Source organism: Bradyrhizobium sp. WCU1, from assembly GCF_053474805.1.
The window spans coordinates 5205283-5224910 of record NZ_CM130280.1; the positions used below are offsets into that span (position 1 = coordinate 5205283).

The following is a 19628-nucleotide window of genomic DNA, read 5'->3' on the forward strand; positions in this document are numbered from 1 at the left end:
CCAAGACATTGCTGCACCTCGATTACGATCCGGCACACGTGCCGAGAATAGACGAGAGAGACACGACGATCACCTCAGAGCCGTAACTTACGCTCTATGCCGTGGCGCAGTGTCCTGATCATGCGATTTGGAAATAAGGTGGCCGCTTTGAAGTCGGTCATCCCTGTTGTTGATGTATTGTTTACCGAGCTGAAGCGCTTGCGCTGACACCAGGACTGCGCACTAAGCCGTCCGAGGGACAAATTAGCCGAGTAGGCGATAGGACACAAAGTGTGCAATGATCGCAATCATCGGTGTCGCTCAGGCCTCGGCGCTTACATCTTGTGGCCGCGGCGTGCCGTGGGTGATCGGAAGTGATACATAAGATAAAAGACTTTCGGCTGCCTAGGTCGTCAGTCATGCGTTATGTCTTCGCCGTCACGTCGATACTTATTGTGACTGCTGTCGCGTTGGTACTGCAATCATACGATTTGCGTGACGCAGAGCTGCCGGCTCTCGTACTCGCGATTGGAATCGTCACTTGGTACGCGGGCAGTGGTCCCGCTGCAGTTGCCGTTGTGTTAGCTGCAGCGACCTTCAACTACCTGTTTGTCGAACCAATCTATACATTCTACGTATCTGGACAAGACTTGCCCTATTTCGTGATCTTCGTGCTTTCCGCAGTAACAGTGACGTTCTTCAGCAGCGTCCGTCGACGCAGCGAAGAAAGCCTTCGTCAAGCGCGCGACCGCCTCCAGATCGAGCTCGATCAGCGCCAGCGGCGGGAGGGTGAGATACGTAGGTTAAATCAGGAGTTGACGTTGCGCGCGTCGGAACTGGCTGCGGCTAACAAGGAGCTAGAGTCGTTTACTTATTCCGTTTCGCACGACCTCCGCGCGCCGCTGCGTCATCTTGTCGGGTTTTCGGAATTATTACGCAAACATGCGTCGAGTTCGCTGGACGAGAAAGGCCAGAAGTATGTCGAGACGATCTTCGATGCTGGAAAGAGAATGGGCAGCTTGATCGACGACCTTTTGACGTTCTCCAGAATAGGGCGAACGGAAAGCAGGATGGCTACCGTTGATCTACAAGGGTTGATCACGGAAGCGATTGCGGAAGTTAAGCAGCAGACGAATGGCCGAGACATCCACTGGGAGGTTGGCGCGTTTCCCGCCTGCCATGGAGACCGCTCACTTCTAAAGCTAGTCATGCTGAACTTGCTTTCCAATGCAGTAAAGTTTTCGAGCCTTCGAAAGCCGGCGAGAATCGAAGTGGGCGCATTGGAGGGGAGTGCGACTTCGGTGGAGATCTATGTGAAGGACAATGGTGTTGGATTCGATATGGAATACGCGGGAAAATTATTTGGGGTGTTTCAGCGCCTGCATCGGACTGACGAGTTCGAAGGCACAGGAATTGGCTTGGCAACCGTTCAGCGTATCGCCCAGCGGCATGGCGGATCAGTGCGCGCAGAAGGGGCGGTTGATCGTGGGGCGACGTTCTATGTTTCGCTGCCAAGGGAAAAGTGTCCAGTGGAAAGGGCGATAGACGCATCATGCGCGAACTCAGGCGAATTCTGATCGTAGACGATGACCCGAGAGACGTTGAGTTGACGTTCACGGCTCTCGACGAATACAAGCTCGCCAACGAGGTTGTTGTCACTCGAGATGGCAAGGAGGCGCTGGACTATCTTTGTCGTCGAGAGGGTTTTGCTTCGCGAGCCGAAGGCAATCCGGCAGTGATCCTATTGGATCTGAAGTTGCCGAAAGTCAACGGTCTGGAGGTATTGCAGAAGATTAGGTCCGACGAACAATTCAAGATGATTCCGGTGGTCGTGCTCACCTCATCGCACGAAGAAAAGGACGTGTTGGATAGCTACCAGCTTGGTGTAAACGCATACGTGGTCAAGCCAGTCGATTTTCACGAGTTTGTGGATGCGGTTAAGGAACTCGGATTGTTCTGGGGGATCGTGAACCAGCCTCCCCCCGGAAGTGCAAAGAAAGCCCTATGAGTACGCGGACCGTGAAAATCCTACTGCTTGAGGACGATCCAAACGACGCTGATCTGATCGAAGCGCTGCTTGCCGAGCACTTTAGGTGTCATGTGATCCGTATCCAGAGCCGCGCGGAGTTCTTGACGGCGCTCCAAGATGTCGGCAACTCAGACTTGATCCTCTCCGACTACAAGCTTCCGTCGTTCGACGGACTGTCCGCATTGCATTTGGCGATGAGTGTCCACCCCGGCCTACCGTTCATCTTCGTTTCTGGTACTCTCGGCGAAGAAGCGGCTATTGAAGCTCTGAAAGTCGGCGCCACCGACTATGTGTTGAAGAGCCGGCTGTCGAGACTCATCCCAGCTGTTCAGCGTGCGCTGCGTGAGGCTAGCGATCGGGCCGCACGGCGAGCAGCCGAGGACGCGTTGCGCCGGAGCGAAGCAGAGCTTCGCGGCATCATCGATACAATACCTTCAATAGCATTCACGGCTGAGCCCGATGGACGAGGTATTTGGATAAACCACCGGTGGGTCAAGTACTCTGGATTGACCGTCGAGGAGACGGCGGGCGCGGGTTGGCAATCGGCGATTCACTCGGATGACCTTTCTGAACATATCGTCAAATGGCAGCAGTCGATGAGAAGCGGCGAGCCATTCGAGAACGAGGCGCGTCATCGTAGTGCGGAGGGTGACTACCGATGGTTTCTCGTGCGCGCGGTGCCACTGCACGATGAGCAGGGTAGGATTCTCAAATGGTACGGAATTTTGACTGATATCGACGACTTCAGACGTGCGGAACTCGAGCGCGAGCGATTGCGTCATGAACTTGCCCAGATGAATCGCGTCAACATGATGGGAGAGTTAGCTGCGGCACTAACGCATGAAGTACAGCAGCCGATCGCGGCTGGAATCATTAATGCCAAGGCGTGCAGACAGTGGCTGCTCGCACATACGCCTGACATCAATGAAGCGCGCGCAGCCGCCGAGGCCGTAATGACGAGCTTATCGTTCGCGACTGACATTATTGGGCGGGTGCGCGCTCTCTATGGTCATGGAAGATCAGAGCGGGAATTGGTCAACGTCAACGCTTTGGTTCGAGAGATGACCGGTGTCCTTGACCCGGCTGCGAGACGCTGTCTCGTCCTATTGCGGAACGAGCTCGATTCAACTGTTCCCGACGCGTTGGCGGATCGCGTCCAGCTACAACAAGTGCTGATGAATTTGATGTTAAACGGCATCGAAGCCATGCAGGGGACCGGTGGTGAACTGAAGGTGGAGTCGGGGATGACTCATGATGGTCAATTGCTGATATCGGTGAGTGATACTGGCTGTGGACTTCCGGCTGGCGAGCCTGAGCACATTTTTAAGCCGTTCTTCTCGACAAAGGCGCAAGGTACTGGCATGGGATTAGCCATCAGTCGGCGTATTGTTGAGTCCCACGGCGGCCATTTGTGGGCATCTGCAAACGGGGATCAGGGCGCAATTCTCCGGTTTACGTTGCCCAGTAACAAGGGAGGGGGGTGATCCTCCGGAATTTCGGCCAAGCGTCCCCGTCCTTGTCATCTCAAAGCATCGCGACGAACTCGAGCGATTGATTCTTCGATACCTCGGTCTGCTGCCGGGCCAGGAATGCTTGTCGGTCGGCGGGCCGTTCGACGGGCCGCGGTTATTTGCGGGAGTCCGCCTCGTTGGAGGGGCACCGAGATCATCTTCGGATGTCGAGTGCGTCCTCGACTAGCGAGACGCCCGTGATGACGGAGACGGTTGATGGCTCCGCGTCCTTCGACAGAGCCTGATTGTAGCGCTCAGATATCTTCGATCAGATCTCTTTACTTGCGAGGCGATTTCTACGAGCTGTTAGCTCGCCAAGCGGCCGCTGCAAGTATGTGAGCTAGCCTCATCTGGATTGCAACAAGCTGATTCTGTCTAGCGACGTGTCTGCCGCCCGCGTTCGTACGTCCGTCGTCTATGTGAGACGAGGAATGATCGCTTGCTTGCGCGATGTTGCGGTCGCGTCATTGAATTGCGGACAGAACGTGTATGTCCGCAAAAGCCGTTCTTTCGAAGAAGCCCAGGGCACGAAACTCTCATAGGCTTGCAGGCCTTTAGGGACGCGATCGCACGGCGTTGCGATTGAACTCACGTCATCGCCGAAAACAAGGAGAGGTCGCTATGTTCGCGAAGGTTGCAGAGATGTTCGTAGAGAACCTCACGGCAGCAGGCGTTAGGCGAATCTGCGGAATCGTCGGCGACAGCCTGAACGGATTGACGGGCGCGATCCGGCGCGACGGCAGGATCGAGTGTGGTCGCATGCGCCACCAGGAAGCGGCAGCCTTCGCAGCGGGTGCGGAAGCTCACTTGACGGGAGAGCTCGCTGTCTGCGCCGGAAGTTGCGGTCGAGGAAATTTACGTCTTCCCGCACCGCCAGCCATTACGCTCGACATGGCAAAGAGCTTCTCGCTCTACATGTTGAAGGCGCTGTTCAACGGTCGCGGCGAGCATCTCGTTGATCTAGCCAAAACCAATCTGTGGTCGTGAACAAAGGAAAGTTCTCCCATGGATCCTACGGCATTGCTCCTCTCGCGCATTCAGTTCGGATTCGCGATTTCGTTTCACATAATATTTCCGGCCTTTACGATCGGCTTGGCTGCCTGGCTTACCCTGCTTGAGGCACTGCACATTCGTACGGGCCGTAGAGCATATCGCGTTCTTTTCGAGTTTTGGCTCAGGATATTCGGTGTTGCGTTCGGGATGGGCGTGGTGTCGGGCATCGTTATGGGATTCCAGTTCGGAACGAATTGGAGCGAACTGTCTAGGATGAGCGGGCCGATCCAAGGGCCGCTGTTGTCATATGAGACGTTCACGGCCTTCATGTTGGAGGCGAGCTTTTTCGGCATCCTGATGTTCGGCCGTAGCCGAGTGCCAGCGTGGTTCTACCTCCTCTCAGCAGCAATGGTATCGCTTGGAACGACGTTGTCGGCATTTTGGATCATGACCAACAACAGTTGGATGCAGGTCCCGGTGGGCTACGCCGTAGAGAACGGCGTATTCGTTCCTGAAAGCTGGTCGAAGATCATTTTCAATTGGGTGGTCCTCGTCCGCTTCGTCCACATGCTGCTCGCTGCGTATCTGACCAGTGCATTCTGTGTGGCCGCAACAGGCGCTTGGTATCTGCTGCGCTCCATCCACCTCACCGAAGCGCGGGTGATGGTGCACATGGGTCTTGGACTCGCGGCAGTGCTCATCCCCATTCAACTCCTGTTCGGACATTTGGTCGGTGACTACGTCCATCAGCATCAGCCGGCAAAGTTCGCCGCTATCGAAGCGCGCTGGCATGACGAACAGCCAGCAAGCGAGGTGCTGCTCGCTTTGCCGGATCCGGCAACGGAGACCAATCGATACGAAATTCGGATCCCGGTCCTCGGTAGCATCATCGCGAGCATGAGTCTCTCGTCGAAGGAAGTCGGATTGACGAGCTTTCCGGCTCAGGACAGGCCGCCTGTCCTTGCTCCGTTCTTTGCATTTCGGATCATGGTCGGCTGTGGCATGATCATGCTCGTGCTTTCCTGGTTCGGCTGTTACCTCGCGTTCAAGCGCAGGCTCGAAGGCAGCCGAGCTGTGCTCTGGCTCATCTTTCTCAACTTCCCACTACCATTCATTGCGATCCTCACGGGCTGGTATACGGCGGAAATTGGCCGGCAGCCGTGGACGGTCTATGGAGTTCTGCGCACATCGCAGGCTGTCACACCATTTTTGACGGCAGAGGCGGCCTTCGCGACGCTGGTGCTGTTCGGTGCTGCCTATGTCTTCATATTCTCATTCGGCGTTTACTACATCTATAGGTTGTTGCGCGCCGGTCCGCATGCTGTTGCCGCTGAAACGCCATATGGCGCCCCGTCGGGCATCTCCACCGTATTTGGTCAAGGGTCTGGTGCCCGTTCCGAGTTGAAAGCAGGAGAATGATGATGGTGATGTTCTGGGTTGCGGTTCTGTCCATCAGCACTTTGATTTACCTGTTGCTCGACGGGTTTGACCTCGGCGTGGGAATCTTATGCGGTGCCACGGCCAACGTGAACCATCGCAGTCAGATGTTACGTGCAATCGAGCCCGTCTGGGACGGAAACGAGACTTGGCTGGTGGTATCCGGGGTCATTCTCTGGGGAGCGTTTCCAGTCGTTTACGCTACTCTGCTGTCGGCATTCTACTTGCCAGTCATTGTCATGCTGCTGGGGTTGATCTTGCGCGGAGTCGCGTTCGAGTTTCGCAATCAGGGAGAGGGCACGCGCTGGATATGGGATATGAGCCTTACGGGCGGATCTTTAGTTGCAGCGTTTGCGCAGGGGGCCATGGTTGGCGCTTTGGTCGAAGGACTATCGTTCACAAATGGGCAGTATTCCGGCGGGACGTTCGGCTGGGTCTCGGCGTTCTCAGTCATATGCGGTGTTGGACTTTGCTTTGGTTATGGTTTGCTTGGTGCCTGTTGGCTTGTCCGAAAGTGCGACCGCGAAGTTCGTGATGTTGCGCGCCGTCATATCTGCGTGCTCGCCATCGCAATGACGGTGTTTCTTATAGTCGTCTTCATACACGCTCTCTTTGAACACTTGACCATTCTTCATCGATGGCTCGAGCGGCCCTATCTTTTCATTTTTCCCGCGATTGGTGCAATCGCGGCCGGCGTTCTCGCGCGAAGCGTCAAGCATCACGATGACTATTGGCCTTTCCACATGGTAGCGCTGGTGTTCGTGGCAGCGTTCGCCACGCTAGCCCTCTCGTTCTGGCCTTACATGATACCGTTTGAGATCACTATTCGTGATGCTGCTGCGCCGCATGCGAGTCTCGCCTTCATGTTCTGGGGTGCGGGCTTGTTCGTGTTTCCATTAATGCTGGTCTACACTGTCGTTTCTTTTCGGGTGTTCAGGGGCCGAATTCAGACTTGAGGTGCTGAAATCGCGTTGAAATCGCCCGGTATCTTGTATCAAGGATGGCGAGACGACACGTCGGAGGGTCGTCTCGCCCGTGTCTTTCCATGCCTACGTTCACAGGCTGAGTTTTGTGAACGGAATGAACCGCGCAGTCCGGCTGAACTGGACCTTCCGTCCGAAGCTCGCGCTGCGCGCGTAGAGCATGCAAACGTACCAAAGCGTCGATCCTGCGTGGACTTGCTGAGTGTGGAAAACTTGAACAGACCGGGAAATTGATCTCTCACGGCAAACCACAGCCTGGCTGGGACGCGGTCCAACTCGGACTATCGACCGTCTTGGGTTCGACCGAAGAGTTCGGTGCGCCATTCCCACGTTCTAAGACCGATTTCGCGAGTGGGCGGCGATAGATACCAAGGTTTCGAACGCCGACTCACCTGTAGAATGGCGCAAAACGGCATCTGCTCTTTATTGTAGTCTCAGACGGTTAGGACCTGTCTTCGGCTGATGCTGAGATATCGAGCGATGCTGGGTGCGCTTGGATGGTTCTGACTGTTGGCGACAACAAGAGAGGATCGTTCAAAATGCAACCAGTACCCATAGCCCTAGGCGAGTTCACTCTCTCGCGCGAGAGAGTTGACATGGGCGCGGTCCTTCCGCCGGCGGAAAAGGAGGAGTCTCTGCACTTCAGCGGCCTTGCCGATGAACGGAAGTCTGGCAAAATTCGCGATGACAGCCAAGGCATTACGCTCGCTTTTCAGCACCTGAATGTGGTGTTGGCGATCGCCGCTCGCAACGTTGCCAAATTGGGCGGAATGGCCATGCCATCGGTCCTCTATGACGTGTTAGCAGACGATAGCAATGATCCAGTTGTAGTCAGGCTGTCAGACGCTCTTAGGACCACTCAGGCAATGGAAAGTGGCGATGCCGGCATACAAGCAGATGCATTGCGGCTTGCTATCGTAGCCAGGATGGTCGGACTGCACTTCAATTCGGGATATCCCGATGAAGAGAACATTGAAGCAGGCGCGCCCTGCCGGCCAAGTCGCGCGCTGCAGAGATGGCGCCTCAAGCGGGTTCTCGAATACATTGATAGTCATTTGACCGATAAGATCTCGCTGCAAGATATTGCTGCAGCCGCTGGACTAAGTCGAATGCACTTCGCGTCGCAATTTCGAGCAGCCACTGGAATGCGTCCTCACGACTATCTGCTTCGTCAGCGAATACGGCGGGCCGAGCATCTTCTGAGCCAAACCGATCTGTCTCTTGCCGAGATCGCCTTGACTGTAGGCTTTCGTACTCAGGCCCACTTCACTAGCGTGTTCAAACGCTTCATGAATAATACGCCGTATCAATGGCGAAGTGCGCGCCGCTTGAACGGTGTTGCCGAAAAATAGGCGTACTCCGCCTATGAGCTGGAGTTCAAGAGCCGCATCTTTTTCAGCTCCGCCGCTGCCCACCAAAGCATATGCCAAACGGTTGAGCCGTCGCTCAACAGGCGTCCCACTATCGGTGCGGAGACATTCGGTGGTGCAGCCGCGGCGTCGACGACTCAAGGTGATTCATCGTGAAAAGTATTTTGCGCACGCGTTGGCCCGCAACGACGTGCTTTGGAAGAAAAATGCGTCCATCTCGGAAGAACATAAAGCGCAGCATCGATATGCAAGACTTCTGCCGACCAAATGCGAGGAATCGAATGGCCGATCTGACAACGAATATTCCTCTGTCCTTGAAAATGGCCCTGGACGCTGAGGTGGCAAGGATCGGTCGACCTTTGTCGTCTGTCGTAACAGCTGCCTTATCAGAATTCCTTGGCGTATCGATCCATACGCTGTTCCAGGTCTCGATATCAGGTGCCTTGGTGGCAGGCGTTTTCGATCGAGAAGTTAGCGTCCGATCGATCCTGGAGCATGGAGATTTCGGGCTGGGCACTTTCGCGCACTTGGATGGCGAATTGGTCGTGCTTGATGGCCGAGCGTTTCAAGTTCTGGGCAGCGGACGAGTATCGGAAGCGACTGCGGGCGCTGGCGCACCTTTCGCGGTGGTCACGCGCTTTCACCCAGACGCCGAGGCCGACATTGGGCCTGTGGCAAGCTTCAAAGAGTTGGAAATCTGCTGCGACAAGTTTCGCAGCTCTGGAAACATCTTCTACGCAATGCGATTGGATGGGCATTTTACGCGTGTTCGCACGCGGGCCGTCAATCCGCCTCCGTCCGGCGGGCGTCTTGTCGATGCCGCGAAGACGCAGAGCGAATTCAGTTTCGCGGACATCGACGGAACTTTAGTGGGGCTGTGGTCTCCTGGCTTCTCAAGTGCGTTTAGTGTTGCGGGTTATCATTATCACTTCATCTCGAAGGACCGGCAGCACGGCGGGCATCTACTTGATGTCGAGGCAAAGTCGCTTCACCTCGGCTTTGAGCCGCTAACGGAGTTTCATCTTGCGCTGCCGGAGTCAGAAGCCTTTTTGAAGGCAGATCTTAGCAAGAACACAGCCGAGGAGCTCGCTTATGCCGAACAAGCCCACTGAAAGCCGCCAAGCCCAAGCGGTGGAAACTAGGGCGCAGACCGGGGCTGAACTGGTAGTTCGAACTCTTGAAGCTCAAGGCGTTACGCACGTCCTTGGAGTCTCCGGAGCCAGGATCGACACCGTCTTCAATGCTCTTGCCGATTCCAAGATTAAGACAGTCGTTTGCCGCCACGAGCAGAATGCCGCATTTATCGCGGGTGGTATCGGGCGCATGACTGGAAAGGCTGGGGTGACACTCACGACCTCTGGCCCAGGCATCTCGAACCTTACGACTGGCCTTGCGACGGCGAATTCCGAAGGGGACCCGGTCGTCGCGCTTGGCGGATCGGTACCGACGTCTGATGCATTGAAGCAAGTGCACCAGACGTTGGATGCTGTCTCTATCATGAGGCCAGTGACCAAGTTCAGTGCGACGGTCGGCGCTCCCGACCAGTTGGGTGAGGTCCTAGCCAACGCGTTCCGCGCGGCCGAATCTGGGCGGCCTGGCGCTGCTTTCGTCAATCTGCCGGTGGATATCATGACCGCTCCGTGCGCGCACGAGCCTTTAGAAGTGCCGGCGTTTTGTGGCCTCGGCCCCGCCGATGCCAATGCAACCAGGGAGGCTGCACGTCTCATCAACGTGGCGTCCAATCCGGTGGTTCTGTTGGGCATGTTGGCCAGTAAACCATCCAACAACCGTGCTTTGCAGTCATTCTTGACCAAGGGAAACTTGCCTGTCGTCGGTACTTTCCAATCAGCAGGTGCCGTAGGAGCAATGAGTTTCGAGAATTTCGGAGGGCGCGTCGGTCAGATCGCGAACCAGCCGGCGGATCGGCTCCTCGAGGCGGCCGATCTCGTGATCACCATTGGATACAATCCGGTAGAGTACTGGCCGTCGCTTTGGAACGGAAAGCGAAAGCGTACGATTATTCATGTCGACGTGTTGCCGTCTGATCTCGACAACTGCTACTCGCCAACTGTGGAGCTGACGGGCAGTATCGATCAAACGTTGGAGACGCTAACGCCAGCAGTCAAGCGAAGCACGAGATCGCCGCTGTCGTTGGAGGTCCTCGATATGATCGTGGCCGAGCGGCAATTTCTGAGAACCGAGAGCGCGCTCCGGGGTGGCACGCCAATCCATCCCATGCGTTTGGTGCATGACTTGCAGCAATTCGTTGGAGGAGACACGACGCTCTGTCTCGACATTGGATCGTTTCACCTCTGGTTTGCACGACATCTCTACAGCTTTCGGCCTCGCCAGGTCCTCATCAGCAACGGTCAGCAGACGTTGGGGGTAGCGCTTCCGTGGGGTATCGCCGCTTCCCTCGTAAGGCCAGCCGAGAAGATTCTCTCTGTATCGGGAGACGGCGGCTTCCTTTTCTCCGCTATGGAGCTCGAGACCGCAGTGCGCTTGCGCGCGAATCTGGTCCACATGGTCTGGATCGATGGCTCCTATAATATGGTGGCTGTCCAGGAGCAGCTCAAGTACGGCCGGACCACTGGTGTTGATCTAGGCCCTGTCGATTACGTTCGGTACGCCGAGGCGTTTGGTGCGAAGGGCCTCATGATCGAGGAGCCGAATGATATCGCGCCGATTATGAGGAAGGCGTTTGAGACCGAGGGGCCAGTCATTATTGGTGTCCACGTCGACTATCGCGACAATCACAAGCTGTTTGAGATGGTGCACGCAGGGACCTTTCATTGAACTGAGCGATAGAATCGAAGCAGATGGTCGCCGGCAGTCGCCGACGGTCGGGATCGAGGCCGGTTGTGCTGATTAACGCGATCATGTGATTTCAAAGCGATGGCTCGATTGTAACGGCAATACCCAACGCCATCGATTGCGGACCCGATGAGCGCGCAACATTGCTAAACCGGGGCGATGGCGTGCGGTCGTGCGTGAGAACGAAGAGTTCGCGACGCACTGGTTTGCCGGCCTCCTCCATCCCTGTAATCTTTTGCCTGGCGCCGCCCCGCGATTGGGTCGCAAGACGGGTCTACTGGGCTATCTCACTTGGGGCGCACGATAGCGTGATAGGCGGCCTCCTTCTCAAAGGCATGCCGGTCGTCTACGCACGTCTTGCAACAGCGGAATCTCAATCGTGCTTGAGGAGGGCAACCTGTTCGAGCAGGCAATCGTGTTGCGGGATATACCGTTTTGGCCTAAATTGGCTGACTGAACCCTGATGAGGGCTGCGTAAGCCTGAAGGGGCTTCGTTGGAATAGTCAGCCGCGCGAGAACACAAGGTGACGCAGCGCAAACCGTCGATGAAGACTGTTGTTGATGAGTCGCCCGTGGTGTTCGTCGTGGATGACGACGACTCGATGCGCCAAGCTCTATCGAGGCTTTTTCTCTCTGTAAAATTGCGCGTCGAAGCCTTTGCATCGCCGCAGCAGTTTCTCGGGAGTTTACGGCCCGACGTACCGAGCTGCCTCGTTCTTGACGTTCGCCTTCCAGGGTTGAATGGTCTCGACTTTCAGGCTGACCTGGCGAAGACTGATATCCGGACTCCGATTGTGTTCATCTCAGGTCATGGAGATATTCCAATGACCGTTCGAGCGATGAAGGCAGGCGCGATCGATTTCCTTCAGAAGCCCTTCCGTGACCAGGATCTATTGGATGCAGTCGCGGCGGCGATCCGACGGGATCAGGACCGGCGTGACAAGGAGCGTTCGATTGCCCGGTTGAAGACGAATTTTGAAACCTTAACGACTCGCGAACGAGAGATCATGACGCTTGTGGCTAGCGGAATGATGAGCAAGCAGATCGCAGTCAAGTGCGGGCTCAGCGAGATCACCGTAAAAGTACATCGAAGCCATCTTATGAGAAAGATGGGAGCAAGAACGGCGGCTGAGTTGGTCAGGATGGCGGAAGCTCTCGGCGTCGAACCTACTTCGTTCAAACCATCCGGCAATCGAGCCTCAAGCTGAAGGCTATCGCACCGGTATTTCTTCAATCGAGAATCGGAAGAGTGGTCCCCGATACGCTACTATCTCGAAACCTAAGTATCGTATTTCGACCTGTAGTGCCTGTGCTAGCCTGCGATCGCGGCGGTGCCGAAGCGGGACGGCCCTTATCCGGTAGGTTCTCGGGAAGGGTACTTGCGTGAAAGGTGAAACGGTTTCGATTATCGATGACGATGAGTCGTTGCGCTCTGCGGTCGTCCGGCTGCTGAGATCCATGGGATTTTGCGCTGAGTCCTTTGCGTCTGCGCACGAATATCTCTCGTTGCGTCGGGCAGATGACACGCTTTGTCTGATAGCAGATGTTGAAATGCCCGGCATGGGCGGAATTGAGTTGCAGGAGCATTTGATCACCCTTGGATACGAAACACCCATCATCTTCATTACCGCATTTCCCGAGGATCAACTCAGGGATCGAGCAATGAGGGCGGGTGCAGTCGATCTTCTTGCTAAGCCCTTCGATGAGACGAGATTGCTAGCATGCATTCAGAGAGCCTTACTCAGAAAGCGCAGCGCATCAGATAACAGGCGCTCGTAGTTAGATTGAACCTCGACGAATGCCCGACACTGCGAAAGCAGGTCGCGGCTCGCGGTCAAAGGCTCCGCTAGGAGGAAGTCTGCAAGTGAGCGGTTCTCTCGATGCCAACTCCTCCGGTGCGTCTGACCTACAAGTCTTGTGGCGAGACGATGAGAAGATCCTCTGTCGAAGATCGGGTGGAGTTGCGGGGGCTGATACAGCAACGGTTCTGGCAATAATCCCGTTGTCAGAGCGTCCTTCATCGTCTGTTTTAGATCGCCTGGCCCACGAATACCATTTGAGAGAAGACCTGGATGCCTCTTGGGCGGTCCGTCCGCTTGAGCTCTTCATCGAGGCAGGTAGGACCGCTCTGATGATGGAGGATCCTGGCGGCGAGCCGTTACAGGGGCTGCTCCGTTCCCCCATGAATCTTTCCAGCTTTTTGCGCTTGGCCATCGACGTCACCGCGGTGTTGGGCAAGGTCCACCAGCGAGGCCTTGTCCACAAGGATATAAAACCCCTTCATATCTTCGTGGGTTGCAGGGACGACCGGGTGCGGCTCACCGGGTTCGGGATTGCTTCGCGGTTGCAGCGCGAGCGATACACTCCCGCGCCACCTGAGTTCATCGCCGGGACGCTCGCCTACATGGCGCCCGAGCAAACGGGACGTATGAACCGATCAGTCGACCATCGCAGTGACCTCTACTCACTGGGTGTCACGTTCTACCAAATGCTGACGGGGCAGCTCCCCTTCGTCGCAACCGATCCCACGGAGTGGGTACACTGCCATATAGCCAGACGGCCGATTCCACCCAGTGAGTTGCTGCCAAGTATTCCGAAGTCAGTCGCCGCCATCGTTATGAAGTTGCTCGCAAAGACGGCGGAAGACCGCTATCAGACCGCGGGCGGCGCCGAACGTGATCTGCGACGTTGTCTTGATGATTGGGACAGGCGTCAGGTGATAGACGACTTCCCGCTGGGGCAGTATGACGTGCCCGATCGGCTCATGATGCCCGAGAAATTGTACGGGAGGGAGCCTGAGATCAATGCGTTACTCGCAGCGTTCGATCGTATAGCGCGCGGGGAGGCGCCTATCTTGGCGCTGGTGTCGGGAAAGTCCGGTATCGGCAAGTCGGCCGTCGTCAATGAGTTCTACAGAACGCTCGTACCGCGTCGAGGGCTGCTTTCGGGCGGTAAGTTCGACCAGTATATGCATGACATCCCATATTCTACCTTTAAGCAAGCGTTGCAGGCCCCCATCCGCGCGCTTCTCGGGAAGAGTGAGGCAGAGCTGAACGAGTGGCGTAGCGCGCTGCAGGAGGCCCTAGAACCGAACGGGCGGCTCGTTGTTGACCTTGTGCCGGAACTAGGACTGATTCTTGGCGATCAGCCGCCAGTCGTTGAATTGCCTCCTACGGATTCCCAGCGTCGATTCCAACTCGTACTCGGGCGCTTTCTTGCGGTCTTTGCGCGCCCCGAGCATCCATTTGTTTTGTTTCTCGACGACCTGCAGTGGCTAGATATCGCGACGCTCGAGCTAATTGAATATCTGCTTGTTCAATCCGACCTGCGATTCTTGATGCTGATCGGCGCGTATCGAGATGACGAGGTTGATTCCGAACATCCGCTTACGAGCAAGATTGGGGCAATACGCCGTGCCGGAGGTCTTGTTGAAGAGATCCGCCTTGGCCCACTTGGTAACGAACAGGTGGCAGAGCTGGTGACGGATGCGCTTCGCTGCCAGCCATCGTGCGCAGCACCCCTGGCGGAGATAGTGCACAAGAAGACGTCCGGAAATCCCTTCTTTGTGACTCAGTTCTTGCAGACCCTGGCCGATGAAAGGGTGCTCTCGTTTGATCTCGGCGCGCTACGCTGGAATTGGGATCTTAGGAGTCTTCACGCTAACACATATGCCGATAGCGTTGTAAAGCTGGTAGTTGGAAAGCTACTTCATTTGCCGGCTAAGACACAAAGGGCACTTCAGCTCTTCGCATGCCTTGGAGCGAGCGCTCATACTGAGATGCTATCGATCGTTCTCGGCAGCCCGAAGGAGCAGGTGCATTTGGTCCTGGCGGCGGCGGTGCGTCAGGAGCTGGTCGAGCGCCGCGGAATGCAGTACCACTTTACTCACGATAGGGTGCGGGAAGCCGCCTACTCTCTAATTGCAGAACCATCCCGTGCTGCCAACCACCTGCAGATTGGGAGGCTGCTGAAGGCAAAAACGCCTCCTGAGCGCCTGGAGGAGGCGGTCTTCGAAATAGTTAGTCAACTCAATCTCGGGATGTCGGCTGCAGGTTCGTCCGACGAACGCGATGAAATGGCGCAGCTGAATCTGATCGCGGGAAATCGCGCCAAAGCGTCGACCGCCTATGTGTCAGCGTCGACATACTTCAAGGCCGGACAGGAGCAACTCGGAGATGACCGTTGGGTGCGGCAGCGTCAACTGAGCTTCCAGCTCGATCTACAACGGGCTGAGTGCGAGTTTCTCGTCGGAGAGTTCGATGCCGCGGAAGAGCGACTAACGGAACTCTCGCGGCAGGCGTCCGACACAGTTGAACGAGCGAACGTCGCATGTATTCGGATTGATCTCTACACCACGCTGAATCGAAGCGATCGAGCTGTTGCCGTTGGCCTGGAGTACCTTAGTCATCTCGGTGTCATGTGGTCGGCACATCCGACGGAGCAGGAGGCGCGCGACGAATATGCACGCATATGGTCGCATCTTGGAGACGACCTAGAAATCAAAGATCTTCTTGATCTACGACTGATGACTGACCCTGGCTCGCTTGCGACCCTTGACGTTATCAGCAAGATTCTCCCGCCGGCGTTGTTCACGGACGCCAATCTCTTCTCGGTTGCCAGCTGTCGTGCGGTCAATCTAAGCATCGAGAATGGGAACTGCGATGCATCATGTGTGGCATATGTCTGGCTGGGAATGATAGCAGGACCGCGGTTCGAGAATTATTCCGCGGGATTTGAGTTTGCTCGGGTTGGATATGACCTGGTCGAAAAGCGCGGTTTAAAACGCTTCACCGCTCGAACATATCTTTGGTTCGCGCAGTTCGTAATGCCGTGGAATCGGCACATCATCTTATGCCGGGATTTGATGCGGCAAGCGTTCGACGCCGCCAACAAGGTTGGCGATATGACGATCGCCGGATACGCCTGCAATAACCTCAACACAAATATGCTAGCGGCAGGTGATTCACTCGCTCTGACTCAGTCGGAAGCGGAAAAGGGGTTTGAATTTGCGCAGAAGGCGAGATTCGGCTTTGTCTCAGACATTATCGCCGCGCAGCTTGGACTCATTCGAACGTTACGCGGCCTAACGCAAAAGTTTGGTTGTTTTGACAATGATACATTCAATGAGAGTGAATTTGAACGCCATCTTGCCGCAGATGGCACATTGGCGCTGCCTGAATGCTGGTACTGGACGCGAAAACTGCAAGCTAGGTTCTTTGCTGGAGACTATGACGTAGCTGTCGATGCGACCCTTAGAGCAGATCGTCTGATTTGGACAACGCCAGCGATTTTCGAAAAGGCTGAGTGCTATTTCTACGGCGCATTGGCGATAGCTGCGCGTTGTGACATCGCTGCCGGCCCGCAGGGCTGCCAATACTTCGAAATGTTACAGAAATACAGCCGACAGCTTGAGATCTGGTCCCAAAATTGCGGCGAGAACTTCGATGGTCGGGCTGCGCTTGTTCGTGCGGAGATCGCCAGAATCGAGGGACGTGAGCTAGATGCGGAACGTTCGTACGAGCAAGCGATTAGCTCATCGCGGACGAACGGATTTGTCCATATTGAGGCGGTGGCGAATGAGCGTGCTGCGCTGTTCTACGCCGTTCGTGGTTTTCGAAGGATCTCCGACGTCCTCCTATACGATGCTCGTTACTGCTACCTGCGATGGGGAGCTGATGGAAAAGTGCAGCAGCTCGATGAGGACCATCCACGTCTCGCGACCAATATTTACGAATCGGGCTCGACGAGCACTATCGGGGAGCCGATCGAACGGCTGGACTTGGCCACGGTAATTCAGGTCTCGCAAGCGGTTGCCGGTGAGATTGTTCTGGATAGATTGATCGACACGTTGCTACGTAATGCTCTCACTCACGCAGGTGCCGAGCGTGCACTGTTAATTGTTCTTGGCGAAGTCGGACATCAAATAGCGGCTGAAGCGACCATTAGCGACAGCGGATTGATCGTTCGGGCTCGCGAAGCTGTTGACTCGGCGCATCCGGAATCCGTCGTTCAATACGTCGTCCGCACGGCCGACACAGTTGTTATAGATGACGCCATGATCCAGCCTGAATTTGCAATGGATCCCTATGTGCGGCAGCGACAGGTCCGTTCAGTTCTTTGTTTGCCGCTGACGACACAGGCGCGGCTTGTGGCGGTGCTCTATCTCGAAAACAATCTGGCGCCTCGCGTGTTCGTTCCGGCGAGGAGCGCCATCCTCAAACTGTTGGCGTCGCAGGCTGCAATCGCTTACGAAAATGCCAGACTTTACAAGGATCTGGCGGTGCGGGAAGCTAAGATCCGGCGCTTGGTCGACACGAGCATTGTAGGAATTGCTATCACGTTGCGAACTGGCGAAATTGTCGAAGCCAATGATGCGTTCCTCAAGATTGTTGGCTACGACCGGGCAGACCTTTCAGAGCACCGCATCCGCTGGACGGAGCTCATGGCGTCGGGGTGGCAGAGCAGCACTGACCAAGTCAGGCGGGAGCTATTAGCTCCCGCTGTCATCCAGCCTTACGAACAGGAATGTTTGCGCAAAGATGGCACGCGAGTGCCTGTATTGATTGGATCGGCGACATTCGATGAGCGTCAGGCAGATGGGGTAGTTTTTGTACTCGATCTGTCGAAGCTTAAGCAGGCCGAAGCAGGGGCACGCAAAATGGAGCGCGAGTTGGCGCATGCCAATCGAGTTGCGACCATGGGGCTACTCACGGCATCGATAGCACACGAGATACAGCAACCGATAGCCGCGACGGTCACGAATGCCAATGCTGGACTTAGGTTCCTCAATGCGAGTCCTGTGGACTTGGAAGAAATTCAACTTATTCTTGGCGATATCGTCAAGGATGGAAGCCGGGCGGGCGAGATCATCAGCCGGACTCGTGCTTTGATCGGAAAAGTGCCTCCTCGGAGGGATGCATTGGAAGTCAACGAGACGATCCGAGAGGTGCTCGAGCTCACTAGGGGCGAAACGACGAAGAACAATGTGCTGGTTCTGACCGAGTTTGGAGAACGTCTGCCAGCGATTCGCGGAGATCGAGTGGAACTGCAGCAAGTCGTACTCAACCTTATCGTCAATGCGATTGAAGCGATGGATGCCGTTAGCGGCGGTTCCCGGCAACTAATGATTACTACTGCTACAGTTGATGCGGGCGTACTCGTCAGCGTCCAGGACGCCGGCCCCGGACTGCCATCGTTGGCTGTCGATGACCTGTTCGCCGCATTTTATACGACCAAGCAGAGAGGTTTGGGGCTCGGGTTGTCTATTTGCCGGTCAATCGTTGAGGGGCATGGTGGACAACTGACCGCCCGGCAGGGACTCAGAGGGGGCGCAGTCTTTGAATTTACCATTCCAGCGGCGGGCACCGACTAGTCACACCCGATGGCGCTTTAGGCAACGTAGCGCGATCATGATTGCGGTGGTCAGTCCGACGTCAATTTTTGAAATTCCCGCTGGCGCATAGTCCAAGGCTAAGGCGACCTTGGAGAGATGGCGCAGCGATGAACCGAAATAGTACTCGAGCAAGGCTATTCCTTCGCCGCAATCGAGGGATTGAAAGTCAACGCCGCCGGGTGTCCGACAGCGATTTTAGCTACTCCGACGATTGCGGCCACGGCGTGCACTTAGGGAATAATGTCAGTCCCTTTGGAAGATTTGATGGATCATTGTCCGGTATCTTGTATCGAGAAATTCAACGTCTTCGCGTTTAGTGCTTCGGCGATCGGGAGGGGACTGGAATGACTTATCTGCGCCGGCAGGGATCGTACCACACGAGTTCGGTCGCCACGGAGGTCAGCTTTGATAGCTGAAGGTTTAGGTGCTCAGATGAAAACACAAAGGCCCCCAAGCGTGGTGCGATCAGGAGACTCGAAACCTAAGTATAGTTCTCGATCTGAAATTGCTATGTTATTTGGTGGACCGGTGGTTTCTGGCACAGATGCCACTGGGTCTCTATCCTCTCAATGAAGAGAGACCGTCACGTGGAAGTGCCGACGGTTTTGGTGGTTGATGATGACGTCTCGCTACGCGGGGCGACCGTGCGATTGCTCAAGGCGATGGGGTTTTTGGCGCGCGGTTTTGCGTCGGCGGAAGAGCTGTTATCGTCGCCTCATTTAAATGAGGCATGCTGCCTGATAGTAGATGTGGCCATGCCAGGGATGAGTGGTCTTGATCTGCAAGAGCGTTTGATTGCTCAAGGTCGGCTAGTCCCAATGGTCTTTATAACCGCCTTCTCTGACGAGCGGGTACGAAGTCAGGCTATGAAGCACGGAGCTATTGGCTTTCTAACCAAACCCTTTGATGAGTCTGTGCTTCTTGAATGTGTCAATGAGGCTTTGAAACGTCGGTCAGATACCGATGAGGCGTGATCGAAACTGAACACCTGTGTGGTCGCGTTTTCCTCGTGGCGATGTGCGAGCGTTCGAGGAACTGCTGTCGATCGAGGGCGACCTAGCGGATCGCTAATGAGCGTAATGAGGTTTTTCGGGACGGAGCCGGACCCACGCGTGTCAA

12 protein-coding genes and 1 pseudogene are annotated in these 19628 nt (G+C 55.7%); all 13 read left to right on the forward strand.

The annotated features are described in order from the left end of the window. The first annotated feature begins 398 nt into the window (after window positions 1-398). Window positions 399-1556, forward strand: coding sequence for a sensor histidine kinase (locus tag ACTUWL_RS24120; RefSeq protein WP_021079045.1), 1158 nt, complete (start codon window positions 399-401; stop codon window positions 1554-1556). Next, window positions 1532-1987 (forward strand): response regulator, encoded by a 456-nt coding sequence (locus tag ACTUWL_RS24125; protein ID WP_021079046.1) that lies wholly within the window; start codon window positions 1532-1534, stop codon window positions 1985-1987. Before ACTUWL_RS24120 ends, ACTUWL_RS24125 begins: the two co-directional genes overlap by 25 nt. Further along, window positions 1984-3492, forward strand: coding sequence for an ATP-binding protein (locus tag ACTUWL_RS24130; RefSeq protein WP_021079047.1), 1509 nt, complete (start codon window positions 1984-1986; stop codon window positions 3490-3492). The genes ACTUWL_RS24125 and ACTUWL_RS24130 overlap by 4 nt, the downstream gene beginning before the upstream one ends. Before the next feature lie 648 nt (window positions 3493-4140). After that, window positions 4141-4383, forward strand: a pseudogene (locus ACTUWL_RS24135) (thiamine pyrophosphate-binding protein); the annotation flags it as partial. Between the two features lie 141 nt (window positions 4384-4524). Beyond that, on the forward strand, window positions 4525-5931 hold the full coding sequence (locus ACTUWL_RS24140; RefSeq protein WP_021079049.1) for a cytochrome ubiquinol oxidase subunit I: 1407 nt from the start codon (window positions 4525-4527) through the stop codon (window positions 5929-5931). Between the two features lie 2 nt (window positions 5932-5933). Continuing rightward, the gene (gene cydB / locus ACTUWL_RS24145) at window positions 5934-6905 is read left to right on the forward strand and encodes a cytochrome d ubiquinol oxidase subunit II (protein WP_021079050.1); all 972 of its coding nucleotides are present in this window, start codon (window positions 5934-5936) and stop codon (window positions 6903-6905) included. A gap of 524 nt (window positions 6906-7429) precedes the next feature. Beyond that, complete coding sequence (locus tag ACTUWL_RS24150) at window positions 7430-8284, forward strand: helix-turn-helix domain-containing protein (protein ID WP_106940495.1); 855 nt, start codon at window positions 7430-7432, stop codon at window positions 8282-8284. A gap of 299 nt (window positions 8285-8583) precedes the next feature. Continuing rightward, a complete protein-coding gene (gene budA, locus ACTUWL_RS24155) occupies window positions 8584-9414 on the forward strand; it encodes an acetolactate decarboxylase (protein WP_021079052.1) in 831 nt (276 codons plus the stop codon). Beyond that, window positions 9395-11098, forward strand: a complete 1704-nt coding sequence (gene alsS / locus ACTUWL_RS24160; RefSeq protein WP_021079053.1) for an acetolactate synthase AlsS — start codon at window positions 9395-9397, stop codon at window positions 11096-11098. The genes budA and alsS overlap by 20 nt, the downstream gene beginning before the upstream one ends. Before the next feature lie 563 nt (window positions 11099-11661). Further along, window positions 11662-12324: a response regulator transcription factor gene (locus ACTUWL_RS24165; protein WP_035651461.1), complete on the forward strand. Its 663-nt coding sequence runs from the start codon at window positions 11662-11664 to the stop codon at window positions 12322-12324. 175 nt (window positions 12325-12499) lie between these two features. Further along, the gene (locus ACTUWL_RS24170; protein WP_035651463.1) at window positions 12500-12895 is read left to right on the forward strand and encodes a response regulator transcription factor; all 396 of its coding nucleotides are present in this window, start codon (window positions 12500-12502) and stop codon (window positions 12893-12895) included. Between the two features lie 85 nt (window positions 12896-12980). Next, on the forward strand, window positions 12981-18488 hold the full coding sequence (locus ACTUWL_RS24175; protein ID WP_021079055.1) for a trifunctional serine/threonine-protein kinase/ATP-binding protein/sensor histidine kinase: 5508 nt from the start codon (window positions 12981-12983) through the stop codon (window positions 18486-18488). Window positions 18489-19096: 608 nt separating this feature from the next. Beyond that, on the forward strand, window positions 19097-19483 hold the full coding sequence (locus tag ACTUWL_RS24180; RefSeq protein ID WP_299103800.1) for a response regulator transcription factor: 387 nt from the start codon (window positions 19097-19099) through the stop codon (window positions 19481-19483). Window positions 19484-19628 lie beyond the last annotated feature (145 nt).